The sequence below is a fragment of the Croceicoccus hydrothermalis genome (genome assembly GCF_022378335.1).
Taxonomy (GTDB): domain Bacteria; phylum Pseudomonadota; class Alphaproteobacteria; order Sphingomonadales; family Sphingomonadaceae; genus Croceicoccus; species Croceicoccus hydrothermalis.
In genome coordinates, this window is record NZ_JAIQCI010000003.1 from 256,116 (window position 1) to 271,597 (window position 15,482).

Below are 15,482 nucleotides of genomic sequence, written 5' to 3' on the forward strand. Positions count from 1 at the left end.
ATGAACGAACTGATCGGACGGGTCTTCAATTTCGAGAAGACCAATTTCCCCAATCGCAGCGAGCTGTTCAACAAGCTGACCACCGATGGGCAGAGCCCGCAGGCGATGATCATCTCCTGCGCCGATTCGCGGATCGTTCCGGAACAGATCATGGAGGCAGACCCAGGCGACCTGTTCGTGTGCCGCAATGCGGGCAATATCGTGCCGCCCTATGTGACGCAGAACGGCGGCGTGTCCTCCACCATCGAATATGCGGTGGCCGCGCTGGGCGTGACGGACATCATCGTGTGCGGCCATTCGGGTTGCGGCGCGATGACCGCGCTTGCCGGGGATCCCGCCGATCTCGACCCCATGCCCAGCGTCGCGGCATGGTTGAAGCACGCATCGGCGGCCCGCCATATCGTCGATGGCTGCAACCCCGAACTGTCGGGCGATGACCGCGTGCGCGAGGTTAGCCTCGCCAATGTGGAGGCGCAGCTCACCAATCTTCGCACCCACCCCACCGTCGCCACCGCCATCGCGCGCGGCGAGATGACGCTGCACGGGTGGTTCGTCGACATTCACGAGGGCCAGGTGCTCGGCCTCGACGGTCGGACGGGCGAATTTCGCCCGCTGCGCGCCGATGAGGATCTTCCCGTCGCGCTGCCTGCCCGCCGCCCCGCCATCGCGGAGCCCGCCGAATAGGCCCTCTCTCGCGTCATAAGGCGGAAGCTTCGCTTTCCCTCGGTGCGCCGGCCCCCTTCTTTCTTGGCGCACCGCTCGCCCCGTCCCGCCGGAATGGCAGGGCGGGGCGAATGCCATTCAAGAGGCTTGCATCGTGCGGGCAAACGGGCATGTCCGTGGCCATGACCAATGCCGACACCATCCGTTTTTCCGTCGTGGGTTTCGATCTCGACGGAACGCTGCTCGACACCGTGCCCGATATTGCGGGCGCGTTGAACCATGCGCTCGACCATGCGGGGATCGCGCCGCTGCCGCTTTCGGAGGTTCGCGGCATGGTGGGCGGCGGGGCGAAGAAACTGCTCGCCCGCGCGCTGTCGGATCATCTGGGGGTTGCGGCGAACGGGCGCGTGGATCCGGCGATGCTCGACCCGCTCTATGACCGGCTGCTCGACCATTACCGCCGCAATATCTGCGTCGATACGCGCATGTTCGACGGGCTGGAACCCGCGCTCGACGATCTGGCGCGGCGGGGCATCCGGCTCGGCGTGGCGACGAACAAGCTGGAATCGCTCGCGCGCGACCTGCTGCACCGGATCGGCCTCGCCGACAGGTTCGACGCCATCGTCGGCGGCGATACGCTCGGCACCGACCGGGCCAAGCCGAAGCCCGACATGCTGCATCACATGGTGGAGCTATGCGGCGGCGGGCCGGCGGCCTTCGTCGGCGATTCGGTTTATGACACCGGTGCGGCGCGCGCGGCGGGACAGCCCTGCGTCGCGGTCAGCTTCGGCTATCGCGACGGGCCGGTTGCGGAGCTGAACGCCGATGCCGTCATCGACCATTACGATGCGCTGGTGCCGACGCTCGCCCGGCTCTAATCCCGCTCAGAAATCGATCTGCGCGCGCATGGCGATGACGTCCACGCCGTAGTCGCGGTTGCCCTGCGCATCGGGCAGCACCGATCCGGTATATTCCAGCCGCGCATAATTGGCGAGCAGGCGGGTAAAGGCCGTCGGCGTCCAGATCAGCGACAGCATGTAGCCATCCTGCGTGCCCCCGCGCACCCCCGCATCGGTGAGGTCGAGCCGGTCGTAGCGCGCATTGACCTGCCACGCGCCGATCCCCCCTTTTTCCAGCCCGTCGGTCGGCACCACGCGGTCGAACACGCCGCCCTTGTATCCGCGCCGGTCGGGGGTGAGAAAATAGCCGACTTCGACCGCCCCGCCAAAGAACGTCGGATCGGCAAGGCCCGGCCGCGATACGTGCTGCCAGAAGGTTTCGCCCATGACGTGGAGCCGCCCGAAAACCGCCGCCCCTTCGAGGCCCATGCCCGTTTCCGAATCGGCGGAGATCGACCCCGTGCTGATGAAGCGGGTGTCGCTGGGATGTTCGAACGGGCGCTGCCGATAGGTTACGGCGGGAATGCTGTCGCCCAGATCGCGATGATGGAACGATCCGCCGACATGCCATTGCGTGTCGCCGATGCGCGGCATGTACACCGCGCGAAGGTCGACCCCGTGCGAATTATTGCCATCGTCGTTGAGCGCGGCGCTGTTATCGGTGAACACGCCCCCCTGAAGCAGGACGTCGCCGCGGGAATATTGCCCGCTCAACCCCACGCGCCGGATGAAGAAGAACGCATCGGTAAAGGCCGCGCGTTCGATGAAGCTGGTGTGCAGGCTGGAGGTCAACTCCTCCAGCCCCTGCCACGGATTGTGCTGTCCGGCGATGATTTCGAGATCGCCGACCTCGTATCCGATCAGCGCATCGGTGAGGAACACCTGATCGCCGGCGAAATCGACCTCCACCTTGTAGCCGAAGCCGCCCGGCACCTCGCCCTGCATGCCGAGCCGCACCCGGCGCGCCTCGCTGGTAAAGCCGGTGCCGTCATCCTCCACCCCATCGAGGGCAGAGACATAGCCGAAATCGTAATTGAGCCGGCCGCGCGGCTTGAAGCTCCACCCGCCCTCGCCGCTGATCTGCGGGCCGCCCTTCCATACGACCGCCACGGCTGTGTCGCGGGCGGCGGGCGCGACCGGCACGGTCGGCGCGACACCCGGCGGCGTATCGACCGGCGCTTCGGCGGCGAGCTGCGTTTCGCTACGATTGTCGGCCTGTGCCTCGGCAAGGCGGGATTGCAGCGCATCCATGCGCGCGTTCATCGCCTGCATCTCGGCGCGCATCGCCTCGATCTCGCTGCGCAGTATGTCGACTTCGCTGTCCTGCGCACACACAGGCGGCGCGGTCAGCGCAGTGGCGGCGGCGAGCAGGGCAATAAGCGGTCGTTTATGCATAGCGAGAGGCCTTCGATGATCGAGAGCATCGCCGCTATGACGTTTTTGTTACAGAAATCTAACATTCATCCTACAGATTTCGTACAAACGGCACGATCACTCGACGATCTTGAGCAATCTGCGCTCTATCACCGCCAGCACGCCGGGCAATTCGTGCCCGCGTTTCAGCACCTGTCCCACCTCCCCGAAAAGCGTCCACATGCCCTGCCGACCGCGCAGCGACGGGCGCTTTTCCACGCGCATCTGCGGCCGTTCGGCGGCCCGGCGAAAGGCGGAGAAGCTGGCCGCGTCCTTGTCGAAATCCATCGCGTAATCGCGCCATTCGCCCGCCGCGACCATGCGCCCGTAAAGATCCATGATGCGCGACAATTCGATCCGCTCGAACCCGACCTGGCCGGCCTTGCCCAGTGGAAGGGGGACGATATTGCTCATGCGCCGCAGCCTTCGATTCGCACGCGCTCGCGATTCATCCGTGGCCTGCCTCGTCGGTCCGTCTTGGCTCGGCGTCCTGCGTCTCGGCACCGGCGCGGCGCATCGCGGATAGCTCGGCACGAAGCGCGGCGATCTGTTCCTCAAGATCCTCGATCCGGGGGTTGATCGGCTCGCACGGATCCTTGCACGGGGTGCCGTAGGGGACGAATTCGCGCTGCCACGTTTCGACAGGGACCACGGTGGAGCGGGCCTTGATACCGACCATGGTCGCCCCTTCGGGCACGTCGTCGGTCACGACCGCCGCGGCGCCGATCCGGGCGCGGCGCCCGACCGTCACCGGCCCGATGATCTGCGCGCCGGACCCCACGATCACCCCGTCGAGCAGGGTCGGGTGGCGTTTGCCCGCCTTTCCATTGGTGGGGTTGGTCCCGCCCAGCGTGACGCATTGGTAGATCGTGACGTTGTCGCCGATCTCCGCGGTTTCGCCGATCACGCTGAACCCGTGGTCGATGAACAGATTGCGCCCGATCGTCGCACCGGGATGAATGTCGATCCCGGTGAGGAACCGGGCGAGATGGTTGACGAAGCGCGCCGCGAAAAACAGCCCGCCATCGAAAAGCCAGTGTGACACGCGGTAGAGCCCCACCGCCAGCACGCCGGGATACAGCAGGATTTCCCAGCGCGAACGGGGCGCAGGGTCGCGGGCGCGAATGGAGTCCAGATAGGCAATCAGGCGTTCGAACATCGGCTCATTCTCTCATTTGCCGCGCAGGCTGGCAAGCGCGGGGCTATTTCGGCCCGTCCTGCACCGGCCCGCGCGGACGGGCCAATGCCTCCCGCCAGATGGCCAGCGTGGCGGAACTCTTACGTTCGAGGCTGATACGATCGATCCGCGCGACCAGTTCCTCGACACCCGCAAAGCTGCGGGTGCAGCGCGGAACCAGATAGGTGGTGGCCCCTTCGCCGAGGACAAGCCCCCTTTGCCGGGCATGCGCCTCGATCAGCGCGGCCAGCATCGCATCGTCCGGCTCCCCGATGGCGAGGTTGAGCGCCGGGGAAAGCCTGCTGCGCAGATCGGGCAGGCGTACCGGCCACACATCGGGCACCGGGCGCCCGATGATCAGCAACGGGACATTGCCTGCCTGCGCCCGGTTCCAGGCGTGGAAAATCTCCGCCTCGTCCGCATCCTCGGCATCGTCGATGGCGTGCCCCTGCCCCGATTCCATGAACCAGCGCGCGATCAGGGACCGGCCCGACCGCCGCGGGCCCGACAGCAATGCGGTGCGAAACGGCCAGTTCGCCGCATCCTGACACGCGCGCAGAACGGGCTCGTTCGCATTGCCGACGACGATGCGCTGCTCACCGTCGCCGGCGGCCAGCGGGAGGGGAATCTGACGGGCCAAGCGCGTGCCTACCGGCTGATCGAGAGCGCACCCGACCCTTGCGTCACGCGCCATCCCCGTGCCGAAAGCGACGCGGCGAGATCGGACAGATCGCCGGCATAGCCGACCCGCACGACCGACGTCCCGCCGATCGCCGTCGATCCGACCGTCGCGGATTGCACGCCCGGAACGCTGCGGATGGCGGAGAGGGCGCCGTCGAATGCGGCCGGATCGGGCGTGGCGACCTGCACGGTGTAATTCGCGATCGCCGGCGTGCTGGGCGCTGGTTGCGGGCTGCTCGTGCCCTCGCCGGCGGAAGATCCGGCGGACGGTGCGGGCTGCGGTGCCTGCGACGGCGACGGTGCGGAGGGTGCGGCGGCCTGGCGCAGGTCGCGGGCGAGCGCCTCGAGCACCGCGGGGTCGAGGGCCTGCTCCTGCATGTCGAGCGTATCGTCGACGCCGAGCCGCCCGGCCGCCAGCGCATTGGCATAGATCCGGTCGAGCCGCTGCGTCGCGCGTGCCAGCATGACCGGCAGCGCCTCTTCGCTTTCCGCCGTCATGGTGAAGCTGCCGAGATAATCGTTTTCCGGCCCGAAGCGCGCGGTGAACGTACCCTTCACCGGGCCGCCAGGATATTGCCGTTCGAGCCGCGCGACCGGGAACACGACGCTGCTCGCCCCGAATTCATCGAGCACGACCCGCCACCAGCTGCGGCTGCGCCGGCCCATCTGCCCCGCATTGAGAATAAGCGATTCGTAGCCCGAACCACTCGGCCGGACATAATCGATCGGGCTTTGCGCGGTGCGGAACTCGGCCCACGCACGCTGCCACGGGGTGCGCGTTTCGTACAGGGACGCCACGCCGCCCGAAAACGTGACCGGCACGACCAGCATCGGCGCCGACCGGGCCTGCGCCCCGCCGACGGAGCCGAGGATTTCGCCCGCACGCGCCCGATCGAAGATCACGCCGAGCCGCGCGACATAGCGGCGCGGGCCGATGCGTTCTTCCTCCACCACGACGGCGGAGACCATCGACGCGATTCGCGAATCGGGAAGTTCGGGCGCTTCGGCCCCGCCGTTGGAGCGGGCGTAGAGCACGCCCCACGCCTTGCGCTGCGCCTCGCGCCAGCCGTTCTGACGCGCGTCGGTCGCGTTTTTACCCGTGGTGTTGACGGTGATCCCACCGATCTCGAAATCGCCGGTGCTGGCGATGGGCGGAATGCCGCGGTCGCCATCGACCTGCGCGATGGCGCGCCACCCGATCAGGGCGAGCAGGACCACGCCCGCCACGACGAGCAAGAGCCGCCAGCCACGCAACGCACGCGTGCCAAGACCGGAAAATGCGGGGGTGGGGGCGGGAAAGGACAACATTTCGCGCCTCTTTGCCCAATGATGCGTGGAAATCCAAGCGCGAAAGCATTACCGGCGCAAACATGACCGACGAACCCAACGCCGCCCGCCCCGATGCCGCCCGCCCCGATGGCGCGCACGGCACGAACGAATCCTACAGCTATGCCAAGGCCGGCGTTTCCATCGCCGCGGGCAATGCGCTGGTCAAGGCGATCGGCCCGCTCGCGAAATCGACGGCACGCCCCGGCGCGACATCGGAGCTGGGCGGGTTCGGCGGGTTCTTCGACCCGAAGGCGGCGGGATATTCCGATCCGCTGCTCGTCGCGGCGAACGACGGCGTGGGCACCAAGGTAAAGCTCGCCATCGACCATGACCGGCACGACCATATCGGCATCGATCTCGTCGCCATGTGCGTCAACGATCTAATCGTGCAGGGGGCCGAGCCGCTGTTCTTCCTCGATTATTTCGCGACCGGAAAGCTGGAAAGCGATGTCGCGGTGCGAGTCGTCGCCGGCATCGCCGAGGGGTGCAAACAGGCGGGCTGCGCGCTGATCGGCGGGGAAACGGCGGAAATGCCGGGCATGTACGGGCCGGGCGATTACGATCTTGCGGGGTTCTGCGTCGGTGCGGTGGAACGCGGCGAGCAGCTGACCGGGGACCGGGTCGCGGCGGGCGACGTGCTGCTCGGCCTTGCCTCGTCGGGCGTGCATTCCAATGGCTATTCGCTGGTCCGCCGGCTCGCCGCCGACAAGGGGTGGAAGCTCGACCGCCCGGCCCTCTTCGATCAGGATGTCCTGCTCATCGACGCGCTCATCGCGCCGACGCGGATTTATGTGAGGAGCCTGCTTGGTCCCGTGCGCGCGAGGCGCATCCATGCGCTGGCGCATATCACGGGCGGGGGCCTGCTCGAAAACGTGCCGCGCGTCCTGCCCGAAGGGTTGCACGCGCGCATCGACGCCGACAGCTGGCCGCAGACGCGGTTGATGGCGTTTCTTCAGGCGCAGGGCAATATCGAGCCCGAGGAGATGGCGCGCACCTTCAACTGCGGCATCGGCATGGTGCTGTCGGTGGCGGCGGACGAGGTGGAAAGCCTCACCGCCGATCTGAAGGCGGCGGGCGAAACCGTGCACCGCATCGGCGAGATCGTCGAGGGCCAGCGCGGCTGCACCGTGTCGGGCACGCACTGGGCCGCGCGGGAGCCGTGGAGCGCCGTCCACGAGGCATGAGCCGCGCCTATTGCGGCTCGTCCTCGTCGACCTCCTGCGGAATCGCCTCGATCCCTTCCTCGCCGAGCGTATCGCGCAGGTAGATCTCGCGTATCCCGACAAACGCCACGACCAGCATCGCGGCAGAAAAGAACAGCCCGTAAATCCCGAACACCGCCCCCACGCCGAGGATCACGAAGAGGGTCAGCGCCGGCGGGATCGACACGACCGAGCGTGTGACGAAGGGGGTGATGAGGTTCGTCTGTATCATCCGCACGGCGAAATATACGACGAAGACGAGGCCGATCATCTGCCCTCCTTCGGGCGCGGCGAGCGCGAGCGTCGGCACCATCGCGGCCAGTGGCCCCACATAGGGCACGAATTCGGACAATCCGGCGAGCAGGCCGAGCATCGCCCACCCCTCGACCCCGATCAGCCACAGCCCACCCGCCACCAGCAGCCCCATCGACGCCATGCACAGCAATTGCGCGACGAGCCACAGCCGGAGCGCAAGCGCGATCTCCTCGATCACGATGCCGACCTTTTCGCGCGCGGCGGGCGGCGTCATCACCACCAGCCCGCGCTTGTACACATCGGGGCTCGCGGCAAAGAACAGCGCGCCCACCAGCACGATGATGGAATTGAGGAAGATCTCCACCACGCCAAAGCTCAGGCTGCCGAGCAATTCGCGAAACGCGGCGCCGTCGATCGCATCCCGCACCGCCGCCACCGCCGTCAGGCCGAGCGGCGTGTCGTCGACATTGTCGGCAAGTTCGGTGAGGGCAGCGGGCAGTTCGGTGCCGAGATTGCGGATCTGATACCCGAATTGCGAGGCGAACAGCCAGATAATCAGCCCCACCACCGACAGCACCAGCAGGATGCCGAGGATGAGCGAGGCGCCCTCCCCCCGGATCCCGATGCGCCGGAACAGCCGGGCCGCGGCATGGAACACCACCGCGCCCAGCACCGACCCGAACACGAGGATGAGCAGGCTCGCCGCGCGCCACACGATGAGCAGTGCCGCGCTGATCACCACGAGCCACGCGATCTTGCGCAGGAAGGGCATGTCCTCGGGCCGGGGGGCGAATGGCGTGCGGATCATCGGCATGTGCAGTTCCGCCCCCGCGATTGCATGGCGGCGCGGGCATGCAGCATATTGCCGCGCGGCGCCGCTGCGCATAGGTGTAGGCGTCTGATGATGATGATCCCTCGCTCTGCCGCGCGGCCGCTTCGCATGCGCCCGTCCTCCTATCCCATGCCCGTCCTCCCCCCGCAATGACAACCGTCACAAACGGGGGGCGAGCGCGCATCGGCGTGCTCATTTCGGGCAGCGGCACGAACATGGCGGCGCTGCTCTATGCCTCGCGCGCTGCGGATTGCCCGTTCGAGATCGCGGTCGTCGGGTCGAACCGTGCCGAGGCGCCGGGGCTCGCGCTCGCCGCGGGCGAGGGGATCGATACCTTCGCCATCCCGCATGGCGGCATAACGCGCGCCGACCACGATGCGGCCGTGGATGAACGGCTGCGCGGCGCGGGGTGCGATTATGTCGCGCTCGCGGGATATATGCGGATATTGAGCGCGGATTTCGTCGCCGGCTGGGCCGGGCGCATGGTGAACATCCATCCCTCGCTCCTGCCGGCGTACAAGGGGCTCGACACCCATGCCCGCGCGATTGCCGCGGGCGATTCGCATGGCGGGTGCTCCGTCCACCTGGTGACGCCGGAGCTCGACGACGGGCCGGTGCTGGGCCAGACGCGGGTCGCGATCTTGCCGGGTGACGATGCGGGGTCGCTGGCCACACGCGTGCTCATTGCGGAGCATCAGCTCTACGCGCGCTGTCTCGCCGCGTTGGTGAAGGCGGATCGCGCGCGGACCGGGCGATGAACGACATGCGCGATGCGCGCGATCCGCTGGCGCGCGGACGGCTGGCCGACCGGGCGAGCGATGCGCTGGCGGCGGCATGGCGGCGCGGCTGGCTGCCCTATCCTACACTCGACCCGGACGCGCTCTGGGCAAAGGCGCGGCGCGGATTTTCGGGCGATTGCGAGAATTTCGGGCGCAGCGCCGCCGACGTCGCCGATTTTGCCGAACGGGTGCGCCGCCTGAGCACCGCGCTGGAGGAGGAGGCGCGGCTCAATCCGCTGGGCCGGGCGATGGCGCATGGGCAGATCGTGCGGATCATGCGGCAGCATCTCGGCCTCGGCCGGCTGTGGCGGGACAGGCCGGAGATGGCGCGCACCCCGATGGCGCCGCCGATCATCGTGGTGGGGCAGATGCGGTCCGGCACGACGCGCCTGCACCGCCTGCTCGCCGCCGATCCGGCCCTGTCGGCGACCCGGTTCTGCGACAGCTGGTCGCCGGTGCCGCAGACGCCCGATCTGCGTCCGCTGATGGGCGGGGTCATGCTCTGGATCGCGCGACGGCTCGACCCGTGGATCGATTCGCTGCACCCCTTCGGCGCGGCGCGGGTGGACGAGGAGCTGGGCTGGCTCACCACCGCCTTGCTGCACCCCGCGCTCGAGGCGCAATGGCGCATTCCGTCCTTTTCGGCATGGAGCGAGGCGCGCGACCCCGCCCCGTGCTACCGCGAATTTGCCCGCATCCTCGCCAGTGATGCGGCGCATCGCGGCAATGCGGATCGCCCGCGGGTGTTGAAGGTCCCGCAATTCAGCGAAGACCTCGCCGCCGTCATGGCGACATTTCCCGACGCCCGCATCGTCACGATCGACCGCGCCCGCCGCGACGTCACGGCAAGCGCGGCCTCCCTCGTCGCGAACCAGATGATCGTGCAGTCGGACCATGTCGACCCGGCGTGGATCGGCGCGGAATGGACGCGCAAGGTCGCGCTGCGCGAGGCGCGGATGGAGGCGGCGTTGAAGTGTTGGGACGGCCCGTTCGTGCGCCTGTCCTTTGCCGAGTTCGATGCCGACTGGCGCGCGGCGATCGGGCGGTGTTACGCAGGGCTCGACCTGCCCCTCTCGGCTCAGGCCGAAGCCGCGATGGCCGCCCGCATGAAACGGGCGCGCCATTCGCCGCACCGGCGGCACCGCTACGACCCGGCGGATTTCGGCCTGCCACGCGCGGGCACGGCACGCTGAACCGAAAAAGGCCGCCCCGGTGGCGGAGCGGCCTTTCAATCGTTCAAACCGCGCGGGCGATCAGCCGACGATTTCGTTCTCGTCGAAGAAGAAGGCGATCTCGGTCTTCGCGTTTTCTTCGCTGTCCGAACCGTGGACCGAATTGGCTTCGATCGATTCGGCATAGGCCTTGCGGATCGTGCCTTCGTCCGCGTCGGCGGGGTTGGTCGCGCCCATGACGTCACGGTTGCGCTTCACCGCGTCCTCGCCTTCGAGCACCTGGACCACGACCGGGCCGCTGATCATGAAATCGACCAGCTCGCCATAGAACGGGCGTTCCTTGTGCACGGCGTAGAAGCCCTCGGCCTGTTCCTTGGTCATCTGGATACGCTTCGACGCGACGACGCGCAGGCCGGCATCCTCCAGCATTTTCGTGACGGCGCCGGTCAGGTTGCGGCGGGTGGCGTCGGGCTTGATGATCGAAAAGGTGCGCGTGGCAGCCATGGGTATATCCTTTTGCAGAATCGAAATGAAATTACGCGAATGGGTTGCGCGCGCCCCTAGCGGGGAGCGGCGCCACGGGCAAGTGCGCAGGGCAAAACGGGGATCACCCCATTTCGCGCCAGCCGCCCTCCTCCTGTTTCCAGTAGTGCCGCTCGACCCCTTCGCGGGATTTGAGAGAACGCCAAGTGTCGCGCGCCGCGTCGATCGCGCTTTCGTCGAAGAACAGCATCGCGCGCTCGAACCCGTCGGCCTCCCGCCATTGGCCATCGGCGAATCCGACGATGTGCGCGCCATTGGCCGCATCGACCCGGTCGGAAAGGAGCAACGGTTGCCGCGCATCGGCCGCGCCGCCCGCCTCCCCATGGGCGAGAAAGCCGGGCGCATTCCACAACGCCTGCGACACCGCGTAGCGCTGCTCCGCATGACCGCTCACGATCAGCATGCGCAGATCGCGGGCAAGCGCCTTGGGCGCGATTTCGGCGATGGCCTGCGGGGCGGGATCGCGGGTCAGATGGTAGAAATCGACGCGCATGTCCCGCCCCTTCCGGTCGTTCAGCCTTCCGCCGTGTCGCGCACGAACCGGTCGATCAGCCGCACGGCGAACCCGGTCGCGCCCTTGTCCCAGGTCGCGCCGGCCTTGTCCGCCCACACCATCCCGGCGATGTCGATATGCGCCCAGGGGGTGTCGTTCTCGATAAAGCGTTGCAGGAATTGCGCCGCGGTTATGGAGCCTGCGCCGCGCGGGCCGACATTGCGGATGTCGGCGATCGGCGAATCGATCAGCCTGTCATACGCATCGTTCACCGGCAGGCGCCAGATCTTGTCGCCCACGGCCTGCCCCGCCGCGGTCAGTTCGCCCGCGAGCGTGTCGTCATTGCTGAACAATCCGGCGTGTTCATTGCCCAGCGTGATGATGATCGCCCCGGTCAGCGTGGCGAGATCGACGATGCGCGACGGTTTGAACGTCTGCTGCGTCCAGGTCAGCGAATCGGAGAGCACGAGGCGCCCTTCGGCGTCGGTGTTGATGACCTCGACCGTCTGCCCGCTCATCGTGGTGACGACGTCGCTCGGGCGCTGCGCATTGCCGTCGGGCATGTTCTCGGCAAGGCCGCAGATGCCGACCACGTTGGCCTTCGCCTTGCGCCCCGCCACGGCCAGCATCGCGCCCGCGACCGCGCCGGCGCCGCCCATGTCCCACTTCATGTCTTCCATGCCGGCGCCGGGCTTGATCGAAATGCCGCCCGAATCGAAGGTCACGCCCTTGCCGACGAACGCGATGGGCGCCTCGTCGCCGCCACCCTTCCAGTGCATGGCGATGATGCGCGGCGGGCGGGCCGAACCCTGCCCCACGCCGAGGATGGCGCCCATGCCCATGCGCTTCATGTCTTCGTCGGTGAGCACGGTGATCTCGACGCCCGTGCCCTCGAACCGTTCGCGGCACCGTTCGACGAAGCTTTCGGGATAGATGATGTTCGCAGGTTCGGTGACCAGCTCGCGCGTGAATTCGACACCGGCGGCAACGGCGGCGGCATCGTCGTTCCATGCCGTCTCGGTCCCGTCGGGCGCGTTGACGGCGACGATCTCGGTGAGCGAAACCTTCTGCTCGTCCTTCATCTTCGTCCGGTATTTGTCCCAGCGGAACGCGCGGAGCCGTGCGCCGGTCAGCACCGCCGCCGCATCCTGCGCACCCAGCGAGCCGATGCCGAAATCGATGGCCAGCATGCCCTCACCAGAGGTCAGATATTTCGCGACCAGCGCCGCGCCCGCCTTTTCCAAAGCGGCCTGGCGGTCCTTCGCATCGGGCTTGCCCGCGCCGGCCAGCACGGTGCGGCGGGTCTTGCCGCCCGCCTCGCCGAACCCTTCGAAGACCTGCCCTGCCTTGCCGGTAAAGCGGCTGATTTCCGCGCCGTCCTTGAGGGATGCGGGCAGGTCGCCCGGCAGGGAATCGGTATCGACGATATAGGCGACGGTGCGCGCATCATTGGGGATGGCGCTTTCGAAACGGGTTTTCATGGCAGCTCCTGCGGGCTTTATGTTCTGTTCTGGTCGCGGCCCGGCGCCCATGCCGTTTGCATATGCGCGGGGCCGCGTGATCGTGGATTGCAGTTAAGGATCGTCGGTGCGATAGGCAAGCCATGCCGCCCCGCGCCGACCCTGTGACGACACCGTTTGACCGCACTGCCGCCCCGGACCGATCGCCGGTTCGGGCATCCCTTTGCGCGCGCCACTGGCTGGCCGCGGCGTCGCTGGGCGCGATGGCGGTGTGTGCCGTGCCGGCCTTCGCGCAGGCCACCGGCCCCGATGCACCGCAATTCTGGGACGAAGGCGACCCCGACAACCAGCCGGAGATCGACGAGAATCGCCCCGATGGCGCCGCGCCCGGCGACGACCGCTGGTACGTCCCCGCGTTCGAGCTGGACGAACCCGCCGACGGCACGGTGGGTTTCGCCGCCGACGAACTGCAATACGATACCGATCAACAGATCGTCACCGCCAATGGCAATGTCCTGCTCCGCCGGGGACGCCAGGAGGTGCGCGCCGATACGGTGGAATGGAGCCGGGCGAGCGGGGCGATCGTCGCTGTCGGCAATGTGCGGTCGGTCGACGATGGCGGCAATGTCCTTTACACCGACCGCATCGCCCTGACCGAGGAATTGCGGGCGGGTGCGCTTGAAAACCTGCTCATCGTGCTGGGCGAAGGGGGGCGGCTCGCCGCGCGTTCGGGCACCCGCGCCGACGATGGCAGCATCACGCTCGATTCCACGAATTACACCGCCTGCGCGATCGAGACCGGCGATGGATGCCCCAAACGGCCAAGCTGGCGCATCACCGCGCGGCAGGTGCATTACGATCCCGCGACGCAGAAGATCGATTTCGACGGGGCGCGGCTTGTCCTGTTCGACACGGTGGCGCTGCCGCTGCCGACGCTTTCGATCCTGGCGGCGGACCGCGCCGTGTCCGGTATCACCAGCCCGAACCTGCGCTTTACCCAATCGAACGGGGTGCAGGTTTCCGCCGCCTATTACATGCGCATCGCCCCCAATCGCGAGCTGACGCTGGGCGCGAACGTCTATTCCGACGTGCTCCCGATGGTGTCGGCCCGCTATCGCGCCCTGACCGAAAAGGGCGCGTATCAGGTCACCGGATACGCGACGAGCAGTTCGCGCGTGCCGGTCGGCAACAACCCCACCCGCACGGAACAGGAATCGTTTCGCGGCTATCTCGACGGGAACGGGCGCTACAACCTGAACGAGCATCTATCGGTCACGGGTTCGGTGCGCGTCACGACCGACCGCACGTTCCTGCGCCGCTATGACATCAGCCGGGACGACCGGCTCCGCTCGACCGTGTCGCTGCGCCGGATCGACGACGACAGCTTTTTCGAATTCACCGGCTGGGGTGCGCAGACGCTGCGCTTCGGCGACGATCAGGGGCAGGTCCCCTTCGCGCTCCCGCTCATCGATTATCGCCGCCGGGTGGACGATCCGCTGCTGGGCGGGCGCATCATGCTGCAGGCGAACTCGCTCGCGCTCGTCCGCACCGACGGGCAGGATACGCAGCGCGCCTTTGCCGGCGCGACGTGGAGCCGGCACGCGGTCACCCCCTGGGGACAGCAGGTGACGGCGACGGCCTTGCTGCGCGGCGATGTCTATCATTCGGACGAGAACGACCGCAGCACGATCCTCCAATATCGCGGCGATCCGGGCTGGCACGGGCGCGGGATCGCGCTCGGTGCGGTGGACGTGAAATGGCCGCTCACCGGCGGGCTGTTCGGCGGGCAGCAGGTGCTGACCCCGCGGGTGCAGCTCGTCGCGGCGCCGCAATTTCGCAACAGCGTCATCCCGAACGAGGATTCGCGCGCGATCGACCTTGAGGATTCCAATCTCTTCGCGCTCAACCGCTTTCCCGGCTATGACCGGGTGGAGGACGGGACGCGCTTCACCTACGGGCTGGACTGGCGCTGGACCCGACCGGACTGGCGCGCGCTGGCGACGATCGGGCAAAGCTATCGCATCACGCGTGACGATACGCTGCTCCCCGACGGCACGGGGCTGGTCAATCGCACCTCCGACGTGGTCGGGCGCGCCGAATTGCGGTTCCGCGATTTCGTGAAGGCGGCCTATCGGTTTCGCATCGACAAGGACAATCTCGCCTTTCGCCGCAACGAATGGGATCTCACCGTCGGCACGCGCGAAACCTATGCGGAAATCGGCTATCTCAAGCTCGATCGCAACATCCCCGTCGTGCTGGAGGATCTGCAGGACCGTGAGGAATTGCGCCTCGCCGGGCGCTATGCCTTTGCGAGCTACTGGTCGGTGTTCGGATCGACCGTCATCAACCTCACCGATCAGGCGATCAATCCGCAATTCGCCTCCGACGGGTTCGAGGCGTTGCGCACGCGGCTCGGCGTTGCCTATGACGATGAGTGCCTGCAATTCGCGGTCACATGGCGCTACGACAATTTCGAATCGGGCGACGTACAGCGCGGCAGCACGTTCCTGTTCGATTTTGCGCTCCGCAATCTCGGCCTGTGAGCGTCAACGCGCAATGATGGGCGCGCGATGACGGGCGATAT

14 protein-coding genes and 1 pseudogene are annotated in these 15,482 nt (G+C 67.4%); 6 read left to right on the plus strand and 9 right to left on the minus strand.

Annotation, left to right across the window (positions count from 1 at the left end; translation table 11 throughout):
• Positions 1–684: a carbonic anhydrase gene (locus K4G67_RS03300; RefSeq protein WP_202082922.1), complete on the plus strand. Its 684-nt coding sequence runs from the start codon at positions 1–3 to the stop codon at positions 682–684.
• 149 nt (positions 685–833) lie between these two features.
• Positions 834–1,541: an HAD-IA family hydrolase gene (locus K4G67_RS03305; RefSeq protein ID WP_239804960.1), complete on the plus strand. Its 708-nt coding sequence runs from the start codon at positions 834–836 to the stop codon at positions 1,539–1,541.
• A 6-nt stretch (positions 1,542–1,547) separates the two neighbouring features.
• Here the strand turns inward: K4G67_RS03305 and K4G67_RS03310 are convergent, their stop codons facing one another.
• The 5 genes from K4G67_RS03310 to K4G67_RS03330 form a co-directional block, all read right to left on the minus strand.
• On the minus strand, positions 1,548–2,957 hold the full coding sequence (locus K4G67_RS03310; protein WP_239804961.1) for an OprO/OprP family phosphate-selective porin: 1,410 nt from the start codon (positions 2,955–2,957) through the stop codon (positions 1,548–1,550).
• A 96-nt stretch (positions 2,958–3,053) separates the two neighbouring features.
• On the minus strand, positions 3,054–3,389 hold the full coding sequence (locus tag K4G67_RS03315; protein WP_239804962.1) for a DUF2794 domain-containing protein: 336 nt from the start codon (positions 3,387–3,389) through the stop codon (positions 3,054–3,056).
• 34 nt (positions 3,390–3,423) lie between these two features.
• Entirely contained in the window at positions 3,424–4,134 is a 711-nt protein-coding gene (epsC, locus tag K4G67_RS03320) for a serine O-acetyltransferase EpsC (RefSeq protein ID WP_239804963.1), read from the minus strand.
• Positions 4,135–4,177: 43 nt separating this feature from the next.
• On the minus strand, positions 4,178–4,792 hold the full coding sequence (locus K4G67_RS03325) for an HdaA/DnaA family protein (RefSeq protein WP_239804964.1): 615 nt from the start codon (positions 4,790–4,792) through the stop codon (positions 4,178–4,180).
• Positions 4,793–4,800: 8 nt separating this feature from the next.
• Entirely contained in the window at positions 4,801–6,141 is a 1,341-nt protein-coding gene (locus K4G67_RS03330) for a heavy-metal-associated domain-containing protein (RefSeq protein WP_239804965.1), read from the minus strand.
• Positions 6,142–6,203: 62 nt separating this feature from the next.
• Between K4G67_RS03330 and purM the strand changes: the two genes are divergently transcribed.
• Positions 6,204–7,346, plus strand: coding sequence for a phosphoribosylformylglycinamidine cyclo-ligase (gene purM / locus K4G67_RS03335; RefSeq protein ID WP_239804966.1), 1,143 nt, complete (start codon positions 6,204–6,206; stop codon positions 7,344–7,346).
• Between the two features lie 7 nt (positions 7,347–7,353).
• On the opposite strand, the gene K4G67_RS03340 is transcribed toward purM, so the two are convergent.
• Positions 7,354–8,433 carry an AI-2E family transporter gene (locus K4G67_RS03340; RefSeq protein ID WP_239804967.1) on the minus strand — a complete coding sequence of 360 codons (1,080 nt, stop codon included), beginning with the start codon at positions 8,431–8,433 and terminating at the stop codon, positions 7,354–7,356.
• A gap of 167 nt (positions 8,434–8,600) precedes the next feature.
• Here K4G67_RS03340 and purN point away from each other — a divergent pair.
• Positions 8,601–9,191: pseudogene (gene purN, locus K4G67_RS03345) on the plus strand (phosphoribosylglycinamide formyltransferase); the annotation flags it as partial.
• 14 nt (positions 9,192–9,205) lie between these two features.
• Positions 9,206–10,423, plus strand: a complete 1,218-nt coding sequence (locus tag K4G67_RS03350) for a sulfotransferase family protein (RefSeq protein WP_239804969.1) — start codon at positions 9,206–9,208, stop codon at positions 10,421–10,423.
• Between the two features lie 60 nt (positions 10,424–10,483).
• Here K4G67_RS03350 and ndk read toward each other — a convergent pair whose 3' ends face one another.
• The 3 genes from ndk to K4G67_RS03365 form a co-directional block, all read right to left on the minus strand.
• Complete coding sequence (ndk, locus tag K4G67_RS03355) at positions 10,484–10,906, minus strand: nucleoside-diphosphate kinase (protein WP_202082905.1); 423 nt, start codon at positions 10,904–10,906, stop codon at positions 10,484–10,486.
• Positions 10,907–11,009: 103 nt separating this feature from the next.
• A complete protein-coding gene (locus tag K4G67_RS03360; RefSeq protein ID WP_239804970.1) occupies positions 11,010–11,438 on the minus strand; it encodes a DNA polymerase III subunit chi in 429 nt (142 codons plus the stop codon).
• Positions 11,439–11,458: 20 nt separating this feature from the next.
• Complete coding sequence (locus K4G67_RS03365) at positions 11,459–12,919, minus strand: leucyl aminopeptidase (protein WP_239804971.1); 1,461 nt, start codon at positions 12,917–12,919, stop codon at positions 11,459–11,461.
• A gap of 122 nt (positions 12,920–13,041) precedes the next feature.
• On the opposite strand from K4G67_RS03365, the gene K4G67_RS03370 reads away from it, so the two are divergent.
• The gene (locus K4G67_RS03370) at positions 13,042–15,441 is read left to right on the plus strand and encodes an LPS-assembly protein LptD (RefSeq protein WP_239804972.1); all 2,400 of its coding nucleotides are present in this window, start codon (positions 13,042–13,044) and stop codon (positions 15,439–15,441) included.
• Positions 15,442–15,482 lie beyond the last annotated feature (41 nt).

Excerpts from the sequence above, each read along its gene's own strand:
- K4G67_RS03300 (WP_202082922.1), top strand. The coding sequence starts at position 1 with ATGAACGAACTGATCGGACGGGTCTTCAATTTCGAGAAGACCAATTTC.
- K4G67_RS03305 (WP_239804960.1), top strand. The coding sequence starts at position 834 with ATGTCCGTGGCCATGACCAATGCCGACACCATCCGTTTTTCCGTCGTG.
- K4G67_RS03310 (WP_239804961.1), bottom strand. The coding sequence starts at position 2,957 with ATGCATAAACGACCGCTTATTGCCCTGCTCGCCGCCGCCACTGCGCTG.
- K4G67_RS03315 (WP_239804962.1), bottom strand. The coding sequence starts at position 3,389 with ATGAGCAATATCGTCCCCCTTCCACTGGGCAAGGCCGGCCAGGTCGGG.
- epsC (WP_239804963.1), bottom strand. The coding sequence starts at position 4,134 with ATGTTCGAACGCCTGATTGCCTATCTGGACTCCATTCGCGCCCGCGAC.
- K4G67_RS03330 (WP_239804965.1), bottom strand. The coding sequence starts at position 6,141 with ATGTTGTCCTTTCCCGCCCCCACCCCCGCATTTTCCGGTCTTGGCACG.
- purM (WP_239804966.1), top strand. The coding sequence starts at position 6,204 with ATGACCGACGAACCCAACGCCGCCCGCCCCGATGCCGCCCGCCCCGAT.
- K4G67_RS03340 (WP_239804967.1), bottom strand. The coding sequence starts at position 8,433 with ATGCCGATGATCCGCACGCCATTCGCCCCCCGGCCCGAGGACATGCCC.
- K4G67_RS03350 (WP_239804969.1), top strand. The coding sequence starts at position 9,206 with ATGAACGACATGCGCGATGCGCGCGATCCGCTGGCGCGCGGACGGCTG.
- ndk (WP_202082905.1), bottom strand. The coding sequence starts at position 10,906 with ATGGCTGCCACGCGCACCTTTTCGATCATCAAGCCCGACGCCACCCGC.
- K4G67_RS03360 (WP_239804970.1), bottom strand. The coding sequence starts at position 11,438 with ATGCGCGTCGATTTCTACCATCTGACCCGCGATCCCGCCCCGCAGGCC.
- K4G67_RS03365 (WP_239804971.1), bottom strand. The coding sequence starts at position 12,919 with ATGAAAACCCGTTTCGAAAGCGCCATCCCCAATGATGCGCGCACCGTC.
- K4G67_RS03370 (WP_239804972.1), top strand. The coding sequence starts at position 13,042 with ATGCCGCCCCGCGCCGACCCTGTGACGACACCGTTTGACCGCACTGCC.